Here is an 18,028-nt window from a genome sequence, read left to right on the forward strand (position 1 = left end):
CGAACCGCCGCTACCCGAGCACGGGTAGCGGCGGTTTCGGTTGTGGCAGAGGCTACTTCGGCGGTTCACCACCGGCGGGCGGGCCACCGGCCGGAGGCCCGTCGACGGGCGGTGCGCCACCGGCGGGCGGGGTCGCGCCCGCGGGCAGCGGCTTGCCGATGTTGCGCGCCATGTCGGGCATCAGCCGGATGGCGACCTGTTCCCAGGTGCCCCAGTTGTGGATGCCGATGTCGGGGAAGTCGTAGCTGACGTTCTCGTAACCCAGTGCGGTCACCCGCTTCTCGAACGAGCGGGTGTTGGCCAGGGCGATCGCCTCCAGTGGCATGCCCTGGGTGATCGCGTCGACCGAGGACAGGTCCTGGTCGGCGGGCTTGGCGCTCCCCGCGGAGACGTAGAGGCGGGTGTTGTTGGCGATCAACTTCTCGACGAACCCGTACGGGTCCATCCGCTTCCACTTCTCACTGCCCGCGGGCGCCATCGCCTCGATGTTGTACCCACCGCTGGCGATCATCGCCCCGCCGAGCGCCTCACGCATGCCGGGCATCGACATGTGCAGGTAGCCCGACAGCGACCCCGCGTAGGTGAACTGCTCAGGGTGGTAAGCCGCCATCAGCATCGCCGCGCTACCGCCGCTGGACAGGCCGACCACACCGTTGCGGGTCGCGCTGAAGCCCAGCCGGGACTTCATCGCCTCCGGCAGCGTCTTGGTGATGAAGGTTTCCCACTGGTAGGTGTTGACCTTGCCCTGGGTGTCCTCCCAGCCGCCGATCGCCGAACCGGAGTCGGCGCTGGGCAGCATCGACCCGTCGGGGTTGACGCCGAAGAAGTTGCTCGGCTGCTCCCAGTCGGCGTAGAAGCTGGACTGCCCGCCGACCGGCATCACGACGTTGATGTTGAACTTCGCCATCTGCGCCGGGATGGTGGTGTGCTTCTCCCACCCGTTCAGGTCGTCCTCGGCGCGTTCGCCGTCGAGCAGGTAGACCACCCGATCGGTGTTGCCGTCGGCCGCGCGGATGATCCTGGTGTTGATCTCCCCCATCGACGTATCCACCCGGAAGTCGATCGCGGACGGGTCGGCATCGGCGGCGGCAGGTGCGACGGAGGCGCCGAACGGCACCACCACCACGACGGCGCCTGCCATCACTCGCCGAAGAACTGTTCTTACCCCACGCATGATCGGTGTTCTGACCTTCCCGTCTGTGCGGCCTCGCCGCTTCCCCACTCGACCCGCCGCGGTACTGCACCTGCGCGCGGGGCCCTGTCGGGCAGCATAGCGCGCACCCGATCCCAGGGGTACATCGAATTGTGAAGTGGGGCAGCCCGCTTCGTGCGCCCGCTCCGAACTGCGGATTCTCGGCGAGGGGCGACGTCGGCGGAGCGCTACCCTGGGAGGTCGATTCGTGGCCGCGCCCGGCCGCCCTGCCCAGAACGGGAACGCCGTGAAGCTCGCCGTACGCCTGATGCTGTTGTCGCTGGTCCTCGCAGTGCTGTTCGGAGTCCCCTGGTGGACGGTGGTCTCGGCGCCGACCGGTGGCAGCGGCACGCTGTTCTGGATCGGAACGGCGATCGCCGCGGCCGCCCTCGTGTGCCTGCCGCTCACGATGTTCCTCGGGCACGGGCCCGCGCAGTCCGATCCGGCGGTGATCGTCGGCGACACCCTGCTCGGGGTGCTGTGGGTGGTGTTCTCCTGGTCGGTGATCGGGCTGCTCGTGCGGGGCGCGCTGGCCGTCGGCGGGGTCGACGGTGCCCGGATCGTGGCGGCAGGAGTGCTGGTGATCTCGGCTGCGCTGGTCGGGTGGGGCGTGTACGAGGCGCGCCGGGTGCCGCGGGTGCGCACCGTCGACGTCGCGATTCGTGGGCTGGCGCAGGGCCTGGACGGGTTGCGCGTAGTGGTCGTCACCGACACCCATTACGCCGCGCTGAATCGGCGGCGCTGGTCGGAGCGCGTGGTCGAGGTGGTCAACGCGCAGCGGCCCGATATCGCCTGCCACGCCGGTGACCTCGCCGACGGTTCGGTCGTGAAACGCCAGGCGCAGGTCGATCCGCTCGGCAAGGTCGAGGCGCCGCTCGGCCGGTTCTACATCACCGGCAATCACGAGTACTTCGGTGACGCGCAGGGCTGGATCGACTACATGGCCTCGCTCGGCTGGCAGCCGCTGCACAACCAGCACAGCGTCCTGACCCGCGACGGCGACCGGCTCGTCATCGCCGGTATCGACGACCCGACCGGCGTCGGCCTGCCCGGTCACGGTCCCGATCTGCCCGCCGCGCTCGCGGGCGCCGACCCTTCACTGCCGGTCGTCCTGCTGGCCCACCAGCCCAAACAGATAGCCGACAGCGCCGCGGCGGGCGTCGCGCTGCAGATCTCCGGTCACACCCACGGCGGGCAGATCTGGCCGTTCCACTACCTCGTCCGGCTCGACCAGCCGGTGGTCGCGGGCCTGAGCAGGCACGCGAACAACACCCAGCTCTACACCAGCCGCGGCACCGGTTTCTGGGGTCCCCAGCTTCGGGTTTTCGCCCCCAGCGAGATCACGGTACTGGTGCTGCACCCGGACAACTGAGCCCCAGTTGCCCAGCGCACAGGGGCGTCCGAGATCGGATCAGCGGTGCGGCTGGGTGACTTCGGTCGGCAGCGTGCCGCCCATCACCACCTTCGAACCGTTCCACGAGTAGGTGATCGTCGCCGGACCGCCCTGCGGCGCGGCAAAGGGTTCGTCACCGGCGAGCCAGCGGTAGTCGACGGTCACCGCGTTGTTGCTCGATCCGACGACGGTGGTGAAGGCATACGGCTCAGAAGTGCCCGTGCCCAAGTACTTTCCGTCGCGGAAGAACAAGAGGTGGATCGGCGCACCCGCGGAGTTGCCGCCGATGGCGCGCACATACAACAGCTGACCACAGCTACCCGGCTGATCACTCGAAGCCTGTCCGGCGACCCAGCTTCCCTCGAGGCTCGCGAGGGCGTTCTGCACACCGGTCGAGGCCGGGTCTATGCAGCGACCCGGTCCACTGATGTTGTCAGCGGGGGCGGGAGAGGTGGTGTCGGGGGCCGGGATCAGCGTGGGAGCTTGTGTGACCGGCGGTGTTTCGGGCTCCGGCGCGATGGTGGCGCCGGGCTGGGGGGCGGCGGTCTCCTCGGCCGCGGGCGACCCCGGGGCCTGGGTACCCGGCGCGGGCGCGCGGGAGGTCGACGAAGCGGCCGTCGCGCGAGAGGTCGATGTGGTTGTCCCTGAACCACTCTCGTCGGTGCAGCCTGTGACCAGTGCCGCGGCGACGGCGATGAGCGCGCCCATTCGAACTGCGTTCTTCATGGTTCCTCGATTCTGTGTCCCCTACGCGCTGTAGCGCGTACATGCAGACTTCATCGGGGCCCCCGACACGGTCGTTAGGCGATTCAACGGAATCCTCACCCTAGGGTGCGACATCCACACCCATATACCTAGATCTGCTAGGTTTTTACCTAGATCTTCTAGGTATAGGAGTGCGATGCGGATAGACAAAGACCTGGTGGCAGCCTCGGCGACGCCGCTGGTGCTCGGGATTCTGGCCGAGGGCGAGTCGTACGGCTACGCCATCCTCGAGCAGGTCAACCAGCTCTCCCACGGGCGGATGCAGTGGACCGACGGGATGCTGTACCCGCTGCTGCACCGGCTGGAACGGCTCGGGCACGTGTCGTCGACGTGGCGGGTGTCCGAGGGCGGACGCCGCCGCAAGCACTACCTGATCACCGAGTCGGGCCGGGCGGCGCTCGCCGAACGACAAGCCCAGTGGAGTGTGGTCGCCGAGGCGCTCGACCAGGTCTGGCGCAGCGCCACCCAGCCGGTCGAGAAGGGGTGGGCGTGACGGAGACCGAATTGCAGGCCCATATCGACCAGTGGCGTGGGTACGTCCAGCGTCATCGTGCGATTTCGGTCGCCGACGTCGACGAGATGGAAGACCACCTGCGCGAACAGATCTCGACCTTGCAAACCGCGGGCCTGTCGGGCGAGGAGGCATTCCTCGTCGCGGTGAAACGGATGGGCAGCATGGACGCGATCTCCCGGGAGTTCGCGCTCGAGCATTCCGAAAGGCTGTGGAAGCAGCTCGTTCTGGTGCCGGAACAGTCCGAGGGCGGCGCGAAAAATCGAGAGCTGATGGTGGTTCTCGCACTCGCGGCGGGGGCGGCGGTCACGGTCAAAGCGGGCTTCACCTGGCTGGAGGGTGCCGCCTTGGGCCGCAACATCAGCCTGCTCGTCTTGCCGTTCCTCGCAGGATATTTCGCGTGGAAGCGCCAGATTTCCGCGCGGGTCGGCGCCGTGCTGCTCGCGCCCGTCGTGCTCACCGCACTCGTGCTGAACCTGTATCCGTTCGAGCCCGAAGGGGCGACCGAGATCATCGCCGCGATCCACGCGCCGATCCTGCTGTGGCTGGTGGTCGGTTTCGCGTACACGGGCGGCGACTGGCGCTCCGGGCGGCGGCGAATGGACTTCATCCGGTTCACCGGGGAGTGGTTCGTCTACCTGACCTTGCTGGCACTCGGCGGCGGCGTACTGATCGGACTCACGGTCGGCGCCTTCGGGACCCTCGATTTCGACATCGAGCCGGTGATCGAGGACTGGGTGCTGCCCTTCGGCGCCGCGGGCGCGGTGATCGTCGCCGCCTGGCTGGTCGAGGCCAAACAGAACGTCGTGGAGAACATCGCGCCGGTGCTCACCCGGGTCTTCACCCCGCTCACCATCGTCATGCTGTTCGCGCTGCTCGCCGCCCTCGCGACCACCCGCAGCCTGACCGCGATCGACCGCGATCTACTCATCCTGATGGACCTGATCCTCGTCTTGGTCGTGGGCCTGCTCCTCTACACGATCTCCGCCCGCGATCCGCTGACCCCACCCGGCTTCTTCGACCGCTTGCAGCTGGTGCTGGTGTTCACCGCGCTGGTCGTCGACGCGACGATGCTGGCCGCCATGCTCACCCGGATCGCCGAGTTCGGCTCCACCCCCAACAAGGTGGTCGCCCTCGGACTGAACGTGGTGTTGCTGGTGAACCTCGTGTGGTCGGGCCACCTCGGGCTCGGCTTCGTGCGCGGCAGGAAGACCTTCGCCGCTCTCGAGCGTTGGCAGACCGACTACCTGCCCGTCTACGGAGTGTGGGCGGCCGCCGTGATCGTCGCCATCCCGCCCTCGTTCGACTTCCGATGATCTCCGGACTCGGCGAAAATCACTGGCGGTCCGTGACACGATCATCAAGTGCTCTTGACGATCTCCACGACTCACACGCCGGCGACCGACCTCGGATACCTCGTGGTCAAACATCCCGACCGCGTGCAGTCGTTCACGACCACCGGCGGCACGGCACACGTCTTCTATCCACAGGCCGATGTCGATCGCTGCACCGTGGCCCTGCTGCTGGAGGTCGATCCGGTGGAGTTGGCGCGACCGAGCAAGGGGCACAACGGGTCCGCACTCGGACGCTATGTGAACGACCGTCCGTATGTGGCGTCGAGCCTGCTGTCGGTGGCGATGGGCAAGGTGTTCCGGTCGGCGCTGAACGGCACGAGCCGGGACCGTAAAGAGCTGGCGGAGACGGTGATTCCGTTGGAGATCGAAGTCCCCGCCGTGCCGTGCCGTGGTGGGACCGAGATCGTCGAGAGGCTGTTCGCGCCGCTGGGTTGGACGGTGTCGACCACCTCGGTGCCGCTCGATCCGGAGTTCCCGGAATGGGGCCCGTCGCCCTACACCCACCTCCGTTTGACCGGGACGCTGCGGCTGGCAGAGGCACTGAACCACCTCTACGTGCTGTTGCCGGTGCTCGATGACGCCAAGCACTACTGGGTGGACGCCGACGAGGTCGACAAACTGCTGCGCGCGGGCGAGGGCTGGCTCGGCGCCCACCCCGACCGCGAACTGATCGCGCGACGCTATCTGGCCGGACGACGGACACTCATGCTGTCCGCCCTGGAACGCCTGCGCTCGGCGGACGAGGTGGTCGACGATGCCGAAATCCTCGGGGACGCGGTCGAACGCGTCGAAGCCGCCGAGCGCCGCACACCTTTGGTGAAGCTCCGCACAGCGGCGGTGCTCGCCGCGCTCGCCGACACCGGCGCAGCGCGCGTCCTCGATCTCGGTTGTGGCCCAGGCGCTTTGCTTCTCGCGCTGCAAGCCGAGCCCCGGTTCACCGAGATCGTCGGCGCCGATGTCTCGAGCGCCGCACTCTCGATGGCGGAGCGCCGCTTGAAGTTCGACCGGATGCCGGACCGGCAGCGAGCCAGGATCACCCTGATCCAATCCGCGTTGACCTACCACGACAACCGGCTGAGAGGCTTCGACGCGGCGGTGCTCATGGAGGTGATCGAACACGTCGACGAGTCCCGGTTGCCCGCGCTCGAACGCGCAGTCTTCGGGCACGCCGCACCCGGCGCGGTGATCGTGACGACGCCGAACGTGGAATACAACGTGCACTACGACACCCTCGACGGTCACCGTCACGACGATCACCGATTCGAGTGGACCCGTGCGGAATTCGCCGCCTGGTGTGCCCGCGTCGCCGAGACCTTCGGCTACGTCGTCGACATCCGCCCGGTCGGCGACCACGACCCGCAGACCGGCTCCCCCACCCAGCTCGCGCTTTTCCGGAAGGCCGCGTAAATGAACATCGACCTCCCCGAGCTGTCGCTCATCGCCCTGGTGGGCATCTCCGGTTCCGGCAAATCCACCTTCGCCCGCGAGCACTTCAAGCCCACCGAGGTGCTGTCGTCGGACTTCTTCCGCGGCATGGTGGCCGACGACGAGAACGATCAGTCCGCGACGAAGGACGCCTTCGACGCGCTCGGCCACATCGCCGGGATCCGGCTGCGTGCCGGTCGACGGGTCGTCATCGACGCCACCAATGTGCAGAAGCACGCGCGAGCCGAATTGGTCGCGCTGGCGCGGTCTTTCGATGTGCTGCCGGTCGCGATCGTCCTCGATACGCCCGAAGCTGTGGCGTGGGAACGTACCCAGGGGCGCACCGATCGCGACTTCGGGCGCAATGTGCTGAAGCGGCAGAGTCAGGACCTGCGGCGTTCCCTGCGCGAGCTCGGTCGCGAGGGTTTTCGCAAGGTGCACGTCGTCAGCGATCCGGCCGAAGTGACGATCACCTACGAGAAGGCGTGGAACGACCGGCGTGAACTCACGGGGCCGTTCGACATCATCGGCGATGTGCACGGCTGCCGGGCCGAATTGGAAACGCTGCTGGGCGAACTCGGATGGACGCTGGTTCGCGACGAAGCCGGGCGTGCTGTCGATGCCACCCACCCGGAGGGACGTCAGGCGGTCTTCGTCGGTGACCTCGTCGACCGCGGGCCCGATTCACCGGGGGTGCTGCGGTTGGTGATGGGCATGACCGCGAGCGGACACGCGCTGTGCGTGCCGGGCAATCACGAGCAGAAGCTGCTCGAGAAATTGCGGGGCAAGAACGTGACGGTGTCCCACGGCCTCGCCGAGACGCTCGAGCAATTGGGCAGCGAGACACCGGAGTTCATCGAGTCCGCGACCCAGTGGATCCACGACCTCGTGAGCCACCTGCGGTTGGACGGTGGGCGGCTCGTGGTCGCGCACGCCGGACTGAAGCAGGCGTACCACGGTCGTGCGTCCGGACGGGTTCGCGACTTCTGTCTCTACGGCGAATCCACCGGGGAGACAGACGAATACGGCTTGCCGGTGCGCTATCCGTGGGCGCGGGACTATCGCGGTGCGGCGATGGTCGTCTACGGGCACGTGCCGACGCCGAAGGTGGAGTGGATCAACAACACCGTGTGTCTCGACACCGGTGCGGTGTTCGGCGGCGAACTGACAGCTCTGCGCTACCCCGAGAAGACGTTCGTCGCGGTGCAGGCCGAGCGGATGTACTACGAGCCGATCCGGCCACTCGCCGATACCGAATCCGCGCGCGACAACGAGACGCTCGACCTCGCCGATGTCACCGGGCGCAGGCACATCAGCACCGAGCACGGAACGGTGATCGTCGATGCCGAGAACTCGGCGGCCGCGCTGGAGGTGATGAGCCGGTTCGCGATCGATCCTCGGCTGTTGCTGTGGTTGCCGCCGACCATGTCCCCGCCGTCGACATCGACCGTCGAGGGGTATCTCGAATATCCCACCGAGGCGTTCGCCGACTATCGCGCGGCGGGCGTGGACAAGGTGGTGTGCGAGGAGAAGCACATGGGGTCGCGGGCCGTGGTACTCGTGTGCCGTGACAAGGCAGCGGCCCGTTTCGGGGTCGGTGACGGCTGCTCCGGTGCGATCTACACCCGCACCGGCCGGTCGTTCTTCAACGATCCGGCCCTCACCGAGGCGCTCCTGGATCGCGTCCGCGCGGCAGCCGCACCACTTTTCGACGAACTCGGCTCGGACTGGCTGCTCCTGGACTGCGAACTGCTGCCCTGGTCTGCCAAGGCCGCGGGGCTGATCCGCACCCAGTACGCGGCCGCAGGCGCCGCCGCACGGTCGGCGCTGCCCGCCGCGGTCGCGGCACTCGACGCCGGACTGGCCCGTGGGCTCGACCTCGGCGAACTGCGTGCCCGCACCGCCGACCGCGCCGAGAACGCGGACAGCTTCACCACCGCCTACCGCCGATACTGCTGGCCGACAACAGGACTCGACGGCGTACAGATCGCCCCGTTCGCCCTCCTTGCCTCCGAAGGCGCCGGCTACGCCGACCGCGACCACGGCTGGCACCTCGACATCAGCGACCGACTCGTTGCGGCCGACCCCGTGACCTTCCGCCCCACCGGCCGCCGAATCGTCGACCTGTCCGACCCTGCCGCCGAAGCCGACGCCACCACCTGGTGGCTCGAGATGACCGCGGCAGGCGGTGAAGGCATGGTCATCAAGCCCTACGCCGGCCTCACCCATCGCAGCAAGGGCAAACTCGTCCAGCCCGGCATCAAATGCCGAGGTCGCGAATACCTCCGCATCATCTACGGCCCCGACTACACCACCCCCGAACACCTCGCCCGTCTCCGCGACCGCACCCTCAGCCGCAAACGCACCCTTGCCCTGCGCGAACACATGCTCGGCCTGGCGGCCCTGAACGCCGTCGCCGCGGGCGAACCGCTGTGGCGCGTCCACGAATTGGTCTTCGCCATCCTGGCCATGGAATCCGTGCCGACCGACCCTCGCCTCTGAGCTTTTCGGCGGTCAAATAGTGTCGTCTCCGGTATTCGCACCGTGCGGCTCGCCAGAACTGTTGAGAGAATAGAGAATTGACTCAGCTCGCCCCGTTTCCGTTGCCCTTTCGTGCCGCTCATCTGGTGGCTGTCGCACCGGTCAGGACGGTGCGCGAGCTGGAGATGATGCGATTGAGCGCCGCTGTTCGGGAGAAATCGCAGTGGCATCAGAAGATGCAGGACGCCGGCATCGTCGCCCGATGGACCCGGGAGGCCGCCGAGACCGGGATGACGGAAGCTCAAATCCGCTATGTGCTCGATGAACTCGCGCATTACGCCGGAATACGCGACGAGGAGACCGGAATCGAGGTGTCCGCTGTCGATGGGGTGTGGCAATCGGACACCCTGATCGACGACACACTACGGGATCGTCTGCGCGCGGCGGCTCGGGTGATCGAGAATGTTCCAGCGGCAGAAGAAGATTGGCATCCCGGCTCGAACGGGCAGGTGCGCGATCTCGTCCATCCCTCGCTGTACTGCCTGGTTCGCGGCGTCAGCCGGTCCGATGACGCACCATGGCCCAGCCCGGCGAACAAGGATGCCAAGTACGCGTACTCGCCGAAATTCCAATGGCTGCCCACCGATGTCGATGTCACCGATGCCGGCGACATCGCCTTCCGTTCCTACGTCAACAACGTCGACCCGGCTCGCCATCACGCACTCGAATCCGTCTTGCCGGAACTGTTCGCCCGCATGCTCCCGCTGCTGGCCAATGTGCTGACCGACCTGCGCCGACCACGACCGGTGCGGATCGACGTCAACCCCTTCACCTGGTACGAAGACTCCGAACCCACCGAGCCGGCCGATGAGAGCGACGAAGCCCAGGAAGCCTTCGACGCCGCCTGGGACGAATGGTGGGAAAACCGCCGACCGGCCATCCCCGACGCCCCCACTTTTCAGCCGCCGACACCTGTCGATGACAGCGACCGCGTCGACCTGACCGGGCGCAGGTTGCAGGTCATCGTGAAACTCGCCAACATCTACCTCACCCCCGAGAAGCCGGAATATCCGGGCGGTTCGTGGCACGTCGAAGCAATGCTCAACGAAAGCATCGTCGCCACCGGAATCTACTACTGGGACAACGAGAACATCACCGACAGCCGGCTCGGTTTCCGCGCGGCGATCGACGACCCGGAATACGACCAGAACGACGAAACCGGGATGCGCGAGATCTTCGGTCTCGCCGACGAGGACGCGCTCAACCAAGACCTGGGATCGGTCAAGGCCGAAGCCGGTCGCTGCGTGGCGTTCCCGAACATCCTCCAGCATCGCGTCGCACCGTTCCGGCTCCAGGACCCGACCCGAAACGGCCACCGCAAGATCCTGGCCTTCTTCCTGGTCGACCCGTCGATGACCATCGTCTCGACCTCCGACATCCCACCCCAACAACCCTGGTCCCCGACCTCGACGATGACAGCGGCACAGGCCGACGCCTTCCGCGCGGAACTGATGCGAGAGCGCAAGTTCTTCGTCGACGAACACAACAACGAGCTCTACGAACGCGAATTCTCCCTCTGCGAACACTGATCTCGACGCATGGCGGGAATCAACGTCACCGACGGCACCGCCGTGATGTCGGATATCAACCCGGGAAACTCGATACAGGTGGTTGTCGTCTTCGACGTGCCCGCCGGAACCGTGCCGCCACGCTCGAACTGCACGACTCCGCATTCTCGGGTGGCGAGGTCGAGCTTCGCTGAATCTGCTCGACCGCGTCTCTGTCAGCGCTGGAGATGAGCGACACCGGATTTCGACCGTGATTCACCAGTCGTAGTACGAGACCACCGAGGGTTGGCCGGTATAGCCGGGGCCCGCCTTCGGGTCGGCGCCGAGGTAGGTGGCGGTGAATCGAGGCCGACCGTGGCCGTGGATCTGGCGACGGTTGTATGTCAGGCCCGCCGCTCTGAGAGTTTCGACGACCGCCTCGGTTATCGGTGAACCGTTGGCGCGGCGGATCTCAGCTGGATCGAAGTCGGCGGCGAAGAGACCATCGGGGGTGAGCCAGCTCGCCATCGTCTCGATGAGAGTCAGTTTGTCGCCGATGTAGTGCAGGCCGTGCACGCAGGTCACGAGGTCGGCTTCGCGAGGCGGGGTCCAGGTTGTCGCCGAGGTGGTGAGCAGGCGCAGGCGTGGGGTGCGGGGTTTGTGCAGGAAGAAGTCGACGAGGTCGAGGCCGATGATGGTGACGTCGGCGGTCGGGAATTCGCGGTCGAATCGCTCCTCCGCTTCGAGCAGGGCCCGACCGGAGCCGCAGCAGACGTCGATCCACGTGACCCGGGCGGTGGGGTCGGCGCGCAAGCGCTCGGCGAGTACCTCGTAGGGGTCGAATCCGAGTTCGCGGGCGTAGCTGTTCACACCGGACAGTCCTCGGCCGCGGTTCATCGCGTTGTTCGCGACTACCGAGGACTGTTCCAGCGTCAGGTCGTCGAGCAGGACGGGATCTGTTGGCACCACACAATTATCGCTGCCGCGCAGGTCACGCGATACTTCACCGACGCCAGAAGAAGTGGTGGACGACTCCGCTGGGGCTGGGGACCTGCTCGTGGTGGAAGCGGTCGTCGTATTCGTCGGGACTGTCCCACAGTCGTTCGCCCGCACCGATTTCCACCGGTGCGACGACGATGTGCATGGCGTCGATGAGGTCGGCGGCGAGGAATTCGCGGACAGTGGCGACACCGCCGCCGATGCGTACATCCTTGCCGTCGGCGGCATCCAGAGCCTGCGCGAGCGCGTCCTTCGGGGCGGCATCGATGAAGTGGAAAGTGGTGTCGGCCAGGCTGAACGACGGGCGCTCGTGGTGGGTGAGGACGAAAACCGGAGTGCGGAACGGCGGGTTGTCGCCCCACCAGCCCTGCCAGTCGTAGTTCTCCCACGGTCCACGCTGTGGGCCGAACTTGTTGCGGCCCATGATTTCCGCGCCGATGTTGAAGGCGTAGTCGCGGGTGATGTAGTCGTCGAGGCCGTAGGTACCACCGGGTTCGGTGCGATTGGGCCAGTGCGCGGTGGCGCCGGCCCAAAACATGAGGTCAGAGGGTTCGGCGTGACCGAAGGGGCGTTCCAGACTCTGCCCCTCCCCCGCGCCGTACCCGTCGCTGGAAATGCTGAAGTTCTGAACGCGGACCATCTGAGCCATCGAGGTGCCCTTTCTGATTGCAATGTGCAAGCAGTGACGAACGTATCCTAGACTGATCCTATGTCGCAACCAGTTGCCCAGGAGAAGTTGCCGGTGCCGCCGGGCAAGTCGGGCTGCCCGATCAACCTCACGGTCGAGCTCCTCGGCGACCGCTGGAGCCTGATCATCCTGCGCGACATCATGTTCGGCGGGCATACGCACTTCCGGGAACTACTCACCGGGTCCATCGAGGGCATCGCCTCGAACATCCTGGCCGCACGGCTCGCCAAACTCGTCGCCGCGGGTCTGCTCACGCGCGACGACGACCCCAGTCACCGGCAGAAGGTCGAATACCACCTCACCGAGGCCGCGATTCAGCTCGTTCCGGTGCTGGCCGCACTGGGCGCGTGGGGCGCGCGATGGTTGCACACGGCGCCGGAGCTGACGGTGCGCGCGGAGTTACTCGCCGCGGGCGGGCCCCCGATGTGGGAGCGCTTCATGGATGAACTGCGCGCCACCCATCTGCGTGGCGCGCCGCTTCCCGACGACGGGGTGCTCGCAGAACTCACCGCCGCCTACCTCGCGGCAGCCGGCGAGTAGGCGTCAGCGGGCCGCTTGGCGGCCGACTTCGTTCAGGTGGGCCATCGCCTGGCGGTACGACTCGAACAGGCCGGTCTCGCAGTAGGGAACATCGATCTCGGCGCAGAACTGGGCGACCATCGGCTGGGCACGGCGCAGGTTGGCGCGCGGCATCGACGGGAACAGGTGGTGCTCGATCTGGTAGTTCAGCCCACCCATCGCGGTGTCGACGAGGAAGCTGCCGCGCACATTGCGCGAGGTGAGCACCTGGCGACGCAGGAAGTCGGTGTTGTCGCCGTCCGGCAGAACTTCCATGCCCTTGTGGTTGGGCGCGAAGGTGGAGCCCATGTACAAACCGAACAGACCCTGCTGAACCGCGATGAACACCAACGCCTTACCCGGCGACAACACCAGGAACGCCGCCGAGAGCAAGCCGATGAAGTGGGCGGCCAGCAGCGCGCCCTCCCAGATACGGTTCGGGATCGGCCAGCGGAACACCGCGACGATGCTCTTCCAGTGCAGACTGCCACCTTCCAGGAGCAGCAGCGGGAAGAACAGCCACGCCTGGTAGCGGAAAATGAACCGCCGCCAACCTGTTCCGGCCCGCGCACGATCACCGGAGAACGCGAGCACACCCATCGCGTCCGGGTCCATGCCCTCGGTATTGGGGTGGGCGTGATGCCGGTTGTGGTTGCTGGTCCACCACCCGATGCTCAGCCCGATGGCGAGATTGCCCGCGATCAGCCCGTACAGGTAGTTGGCCCGCCGCCCGGCGAAGATCTGCTTGTGCCCGGCATCGTGGCCGAGGAACGCGATCTGCGAGAACACCGCGGCCAGGAACACCCCCACCGCCAGCGTCCACCACGAGTCACCGATGGCGAAAAATGCCACCCAACCAGCCACGAAGGCGACTGCGGTCAGCGCGCTCTTCCACCCGTAATACCCCACTTGCCGGTCGAGCAGGTCCGCCGCCCGGACGCGACGCAACAGGACCGAGTACTCACTGCCACGCACGGGAACGACATCAGACGCGATAACCACGCCACAAGCATGGCGCATGCAGGCCACGTCCGGGTGAACGGGTTGCAGATCGGCGACGACTGGCCGTGCCGCCACCCGAATCCGGTCGTCCTGCTACCCGGCGAACAACGACACCATCACCCGGCAGACCATGTCGCCGGTCCTCGCGCCATCGCACCCCGAGATCCGCGTTGCCGCGATGGTCACTCGATCCGACCGGATCGCCATTGATGCCTACTCTCGATGGTGAGCGACCACCCACGCCGCGACCTGCGCGCGAGTCGCGCAGTGCAGTTTGCTCAGGATGTGCTCGACATGCCCCGCCGCAGTGCGCTGCGAGATAACGAGCTTCTCCGCGATGGCCCGGTTGGTCAGGCCCTGCGCGATGAGTTCGGCTATCTGCTTCTCGCGGCGGGTGAGTACGTCCACCGCGGCAGGAACCTCCGCCGCCGCGGACGAATCCTCCTCGAGGGCGTAGGCGAGCACCGCGTCGATATCGAGATCGTGGCCCTGGCGCATCGCCGCCTCGAAGGCGCGCGGGCCGAGCGCGCGAGTGGCGTCCTGCTGCGCCTGGGTGTGGTGGCCGAACATCTCGAGAATACTGACCGCCTGGCTGCCCACGGATTCGCCGACCGCCATGGCCGCCCCGACGAGCACAGCAGCCCGCTGCGCCCGGCGCTGTGCAGCCGCGACAAAGGCCAGGGTCGCCAGACAGCTCGCGACGCCCGGCCAATCCTCGATCATCCAGGAAACCCGCAGACTCTCCTTGACCAGCACCGATCCGCGCTCGAGGTCACCGCGCTCGACCGTGGCAAAGGCGAGCTGCGCGACCGCGTAGGACCGGTAGACCGACTCGCCGTGCGCTGTGGCGAGCGCCAGCGCCTGCTCGTTGCACGCCATGGCGAGGTCCGTTTCCTGCAGCAGACCGCACGCGACGCCGAGGCCGAGCAAGCTCGACACCTGATGCAAGACATCACCGGACGCCTCGAACACCGGCACTGCCCGCGCGAGCCGTGTCCTCGCACCGGTGAGATCGCCGGAGAACAACGACAGCAAGCCATGTGCGCCGTCGACATACGCGCACAACAACTCGTCATCACTGCCCTCGGCCAACGAACGCGCCTGTTCGATTCGCTCGGACCCGGACTGGATGTCTGTCTGCATCGCGGCCAGCACTGTGTCCGCGCACAGTGCCGCGATGTGCGCCAACGTGGCCCCGCTCGTTCTCTCCAACACCCGACCGAGCCAATAGCGGGCCTCGCTGACCCGCTGCCGCGCGACCCAGAACTCGTAGAGGGCAACCGCGATCCGTTCGGCCGATTCCGCCTCGTCGGGCTCGGCCAGGCAGAACTCCATCGCCTCACGCAGATTCGGCTGTTCCCGGTGCAGCCGATCGATCCATTCCAGTTGCTTCGGCCCCGCCCATTCGGTGTACGCCCGCAACGCCAACCGTTCGAACCAGTCCCGGTGGCGGCGCTGCAATTCCTTCTCGTCACCGCTACCGCGCAACCGTTCCCGGCCGTACTCGCGCAGCGTTTCGAGCATCCGGTACCGGACGCCGCCGTCACCACGGGTCGCACGGATCAGGACCGACTTGTCCACCAGCGAGCCCACCAGGTCGAGTACCTCGCCGGGATCGAGTCCGGCACCGCAGATCGCCTCTGCGGCATCCAATTCGAAGCCGCCCGCGAACACCGTCACCCGCGCCCACAGCTCTCGCTCACGGTCGGTCAGCAGGTCGTAGCTCCAATCGACGCACTGGCGCAGCGTCTGTTGACGGGTCGGCGTCGCGCGACCGCCACCGGTGAGCAGTCGATATCGGTCGGTGAGCCGTTGCAGGATCTGCTCCGGTGACATCGACCGCAGCCGGGCCGCGGTCAACTCGATGGGCAGCGGCAGGCCCTCGAGTCGTCGGCATATGCGGGCGACGGTGATCTTGCTGTCTTCGGTCAGCTCGAAGCCGGGGACGGCCGAGCGCGCGCGGTCGACGAACAGTGCGATCGCGTCACACCGCAACATCGCGCGTAAGCTCGGCGACCCCTCCGCCCCGGGAACCGACAGTGGCGGCACCGGGACCGCTACCTCCCCACCGATGCCGAGCGGCTCCCGGCTGGTCGCGAGGATGTGCAATCGTGGCGCAGCACGCAGCAGCGATTCGGCCAGCGAGGCGATCGTGTCCACCAGGTGCTCGCAGTTGTCGAGCACCAGGAGCAGATGGCGCGTGGCGACGAAATCGAGGAGCAACTCCTGCGGCGTCTGGGCCGTCCGGCCCACCAGTTTGAGTGCGGACACTGCGGCCTCGGCCACCAGGTCAGGCTCGCGAACCTTTTCGAACTCGACCAGCCAGACCCCGTCGTCGAACGCTCGGCGCACCTCCTCGGCCGCCCGGATCGCCAACCGGGTCTTGCCTACCCCGCCGATACCGGTCAACGTCACCAGCCGCGCCTCGGACAACAACTGTCTGACCTCGACGATCTCGCGTCCTCGGCCGACGAATTGAGTCAATTCCGCGGGGAGATTTCCCAGCGCGCCCTCACTGGTTGGCGGCATCCGACATGCCTCGCATTCGATGGCGGAATGGTCCAGAACGCCAGGTTACGCCGTGTAGACCACGGCACCGCCACACCACCGCAACGTCCCGGACGCCGGCTGCAGAAGTAGCCCGATTTCCGAAAACGGGTATATCGACCGTCCCCGTGACGCCGTGCTCGGTGGACGCTGAAGTGACGGTCAGCACCATTCCCGGAGGTCCGATGTACCCACCCGATCCAGTCGACAGCGATACGGCCGGCGACAACGACATGCAGCACGTGGAAGACGTGTTGATGATTCGCCGGTGCACCTGCTGCTCCACGCTGTTCGCGGCGGTGACCCTCGGCTGCTCGTCCTGCATCTCCGGCAGCCTCGAATGGCTGCCGTCGGCGGGCGCCGGTTCGATCGTGTCTTGTCGGGTCGTGGATCGCGCCGCGACCGGAATGCGCGGCGTACGACCGTTGACGATCGCCATCGTCGAACTCGACGAGGGGCCGTGGGTCTACACATCCATCGAAGGCGGGCTCCCGCCGCTGCAGAACTGCCCGGTGCGTGTGCAATTTCAGTCGTGTTCCTGGGACGACAGGTTCCCGGTCTTCGCCGTGAGCGCCGGTCGGCCGATGTCGGACGATCAGCGCCGGGCCGCCAGCCGTATCAGTGTCTGAGCGGCGGAACGGCCGGACCGTGGTGTACTGACCTGCGGCCACGGCTCGGAACAAGAACGTGACGCATTCACCGGAAATACAGATCCGACTCAGGGTGGTCGCGGAGCATCGCGTCAGTTCGCTATCGTCACGATGACGAGAGGACGCCGCATGTCCGCTGAACAGTTCGTTGCGAACTTCATCGACTTCTGGGATCGGCCGTCCGTCGATCGAATCCCCGAGATTCTGCATCCGGACGTGGTGCTGACCCAGCCGCTGTCCCCACCGATGCACGGCATAGCCGCGGCGCAACGAGAGTTCGCACAGATCTGGCGATTCCTCCCCGATCTCCGGGCGCACGTCGACCGATGGCGCGGCGACGACGACGTGGTCTTCATCGAGTTCCGGTTGCTGGCGCACGTAGGACGCCACCGCATCGAATGGCCGAACGTCGACCGCATGATCCTTCGCGACGGCAAGGCGATCCAGCGAATGAACTACTTCGACCCCCTACCGGTGCTGCCCATCGTTCTGAAACACCCGTCGCTGTGGCGGCGCTGGTGGGTATCGGGCGCGGCACGCCCCTGGCGGACCGGCCATCGGATCGACGACTACCGAACCATCACCGGAGGCGACCCGGCGACGGTGCTGGATTGAAGACCGAGCCGATATCGTCTTTGCGGCCGAAGGGCCTGTCGTGATCACAGATCGGGGCGAGGACGCTTTCGTGCTCTTGTCTATCGACGAGTACCGGCGACTGAAGGCCGACAGCCAGGACCTCGTTTCCCGGCTGAGCATGGACGACGAGATCGAGTTCGAACCAGCGCCGCTGCAGGTGGATCTGAGGGTCGCCGACCTGTGACTTCCCTCCTCAACACCAACGTCATCAGCGAGTCGCCCAGCACGGTTATACGTCCCGGACCCACGGCCCGAGCGCGATGCGATGATCGCGGCCAC

General features: G+C 66.7%; 16 protein-coding genes. 10 read left to right on the forward strand and 6 right to left on the reverse strand.

The window, feature by feature from the left end; translation table 11 throughout:
- Nucleotides 1-52: 52 nt before the first annotated feature.
- Entirely contained in the window at nucleotides 53-1,141 is a 1,089-nt protein-coding gene (locus ACWGCN_RS11690; RefSeq protein ID WP_378991437.1) for an alpha/beta hydrolase, read from the reverse strand.
- 259 nt (nucleotides 1,142-1,400) lie between these two features.
- On the opposite strand from ACWGCN_RS11690, the gene ACWGCN_RS11695 reads away from it, so the two are divergent.
- Nucleotides 1,401-2,564 carry a metallophosphoesterase gene (locus tag ACWGCN_RS11695; RefSeq protein WP_387447160.1) on the forward strand — a complete coding sequence of 388 codons (1,164 nt, stop codon included), beginning with the start codon at nucleotides 1,401-1,403 and terminating at the stop codon, nucleotides 2,562-2,564.
- Nucleotides 2,565-2,603: 39 nt separating this feature from the next.
- Here ACWGCN_RS11695 and ACWGCN_RS11700 read toward each other — a convergent pair whose 3' ends face one another.
- The gene (locus tag ACWGCN_RS11700) at nucleotides 2,604-3,311 is read right to left on the reverse strand and encodes an LppP/LprE family lipoprotein (RefSeq protein ID WP_452459786.1); all 708 of its coding nucleotides are present in this window, start codon (nucleotides 3,309-3,311) and stop codon (nucleotides 2,604-2,606) included.
- Between the two features lie 175 nt (nucleotides 3,312-3,486).
- Between ACWGCN_RS11700 and ACWGCN_RS11705 the strand changes: the two genes are divergently transcribed.
- The 5 genes from ACWGCN_RS11705 (at nucleotide 3,487) to ACWGCN_RS11725 (ending at nucleotide 10,711) form a co-directional block, all read left to right on the forward strand.
- Complete coding sequence (locus ACWGCN_RS11705) at nucleotides 3,487-3,843, forward strand: PadR family transcriptional regulator (RefSeq protein ID WP_378991431.1); 357 nt, start codon at nucleotides 3,487-3,489, stop codon at nucleotides 3,841-3,843.
- Nucleotides 3,840-5,177 (forward strand): permease prefix domain 1-containing protein, encoded by a 1,338-nt coding sequence (locus ACWGCN_RS11710; protein WP_452459787.1) that lies wholly within the window; start codon nucleotides 3,840-3,842, stop codon nucleotides 5,175-5,177. The genes ACWGCN_RS11705 and ACWGCN_RS11710 overlap by 4 nt, the downstream gene beginning before the upstream one ends.
- A gap of 48 nt (nucleotides 5,178-5,225) precedes the next feature.
- Nucleotides 5,226-6,623 (forward strand): 3' terminal RNA ribose 2'-O-methyltransferase Hen1, encoded by a 1,398-nt coding sequence (locus ACWGCN_RS11715; RefSeq protein ID WP_452459788.1) that lies wholly within the window; start codon nucleotides 5,226-5,228, stop codon nucleotides 6,621-6,623.
- Nucleotides 6,624-9,143 (forward strand): polynucleotide kinase-phosphatase, encoded by a 2,520-nt coding sequence (locus ACWGCN_RS11720; protein ID WP_452459789.1) that lies wholly within the window; start codon nucleotides 6,624-6,626, stop codon nucleotides 9,141-9,143.
- Between the two features lie 77 nt (nucleotides 9,144-9,220).
- The gene (locus ACWGCN_RS11725; protein WP_452459790.1) at nucleotides 9,221-10,711 is read left to right on the forward strand and encodes a DUF4246 domain-containing protein; all 1,491 of its coding nucleotides are present in this window, start codon (nucleotides 9,221-9,223) and stop codon (nucleotides 10,709-10,711) included.
- A 234-nt stretch (nucleotides 10,712-10,945) separates the two neighbouring features.
- On the opposite strand, the gene ACWGCN_RS11730 is transcribed toward ACWGCN_RS11725, so the two are convergent.
- Together ACWGCN_RS11730 and ACWGCN_RS11735 are read right to left on the reverse strand one after the other, a co-directional pair.
- Entirely contained in the window at nucleotides 10,946-11,635 is a 690-nt protein-coding gene (locus ACWGCN_RS11730; protein ID WP_452459791.1) for a class I SAM-dependent methyltransferase, read from the reverse strand.
- 37 nt (nucleotides 11,636-11,672) lie between these two features.
- Nucleotides 11,673-12,317, reverse strand: a complete 645-nt coding sequence (locus tag ACWGCN_RS11735) for a dihydrofolate reductase family protein (RefSeq protein WP_452459792.1) — start codon at nucleotides 12,315-12,317, stop codon at nucleotides 11,673-11,675.
- Between the two features lie 60 nt (nucleotides 12,318-12,377).
- Between ACWGCN_RS11735 and ACWGCN_RS11740 the strand changes: the two genes are divergently transcribed.
- Nucleotides 12,378-12,896 carry a winged helix-turn-helix transcriptional regulator gene (locus tag ACWGCN_RS11740; protein ID WP_378633032.1) on the forward strand — a complete coding sequence of 173 codons (519 nt, stop codon included), beginning with the start codon at nucleotides 12,378-12,380 and terminating at the stop codon, nucleotides 12,894-12,896.
- 3 nt (nucleotides 12,897-12,899) lie between these two features.
- Here the strand turns inward: ACWGCN_RS11740 and ACWGCN_RS11745 are convergent, their stop codons facing one another.
- Nucleotides 12,900-13,916, reverse strand: a complete 1,017-nt coding sequence (locus tag ACWGCN_RS11745; RefSeq protein ID WP_452459793.1) for a fatty acid desaturase family protein — start codon at nucleotides 13,914-13,916, stop codon at nucleotides 12,900-12,902.
- Between the two features lie 213 nt (nucleotides 13,917-14,129).
- The gene (locus ACWGCN_RS11750) at nucleotides 14,130-16,445 is read right to left on the reverse strand and encodes an ATP-binding protein (protein WP_452459794.1); all 2,316 of its coding nucleotides are present in this window, start codon (nucleotides 16,443-16,445) and stop codon (nucleotides 14,130-14,132) included.
- A gap of 203 nt (nucleotides 16,446-16,648) precedes the next feature.
- Here ACWGCN_RS11750 and ACWGCN_RS11755 point away from each other — a divergent pair, with 203 nt between their 5' ends.
- The 3 genes from ACWGCN_RS11755 to ACWGCN_RS11765 all read left to right on the forward strand — a co-directional run bounded on the left by ACWGCN_RS11755 (nucleotide 16,649) and on the right by ACWGCN_RS11765 (nucleotide 17,933).
- A complete protein-coding gene (locus ACWGCN_RS11755) occupies nucleotides 16,649-17,092 on the forward strand; it encodes a Zn-ribbon domain-containing OB-fold protein (protein ID WP_452459795.1) in 444 nt (147 codons plus the stop codon).
- A gap of 150 nt (nucleotides 17,093-17,242) precedes the next feature.
- Nucleotides 17,243-17,728 carry a nuclear transport factor 2 family protein gene (locus tag ACWGCN_RS11760; RefSeq protein WP_379314499.1) on the forward strand — a complete coding sequence of 162 codons (486 nt, stop codon included), beginning with the start codon at nucleotides 17,243-17,245 and terminating at the stop codon, nucleotides 17,726-17,728.
- 40 nt (nucleotides 17,729-17,768) lie between these two features.
- Entirely contained in the window at nucleotides 17,769-17,933 is a 165-nt protein-coding gene (locus ACWGCN_RS11765; RefSeq protein ID WP_379314500.1) for a type II toxin-antitoxin system prevent-host-death family antitoxin, read from the forward strand.
- Nucleotides 17,934-18,028 lie beyond the last annotated feature (95 nt).

The organism is Nocardia sp. NPDC055050 (assembly GCF_053608345.1).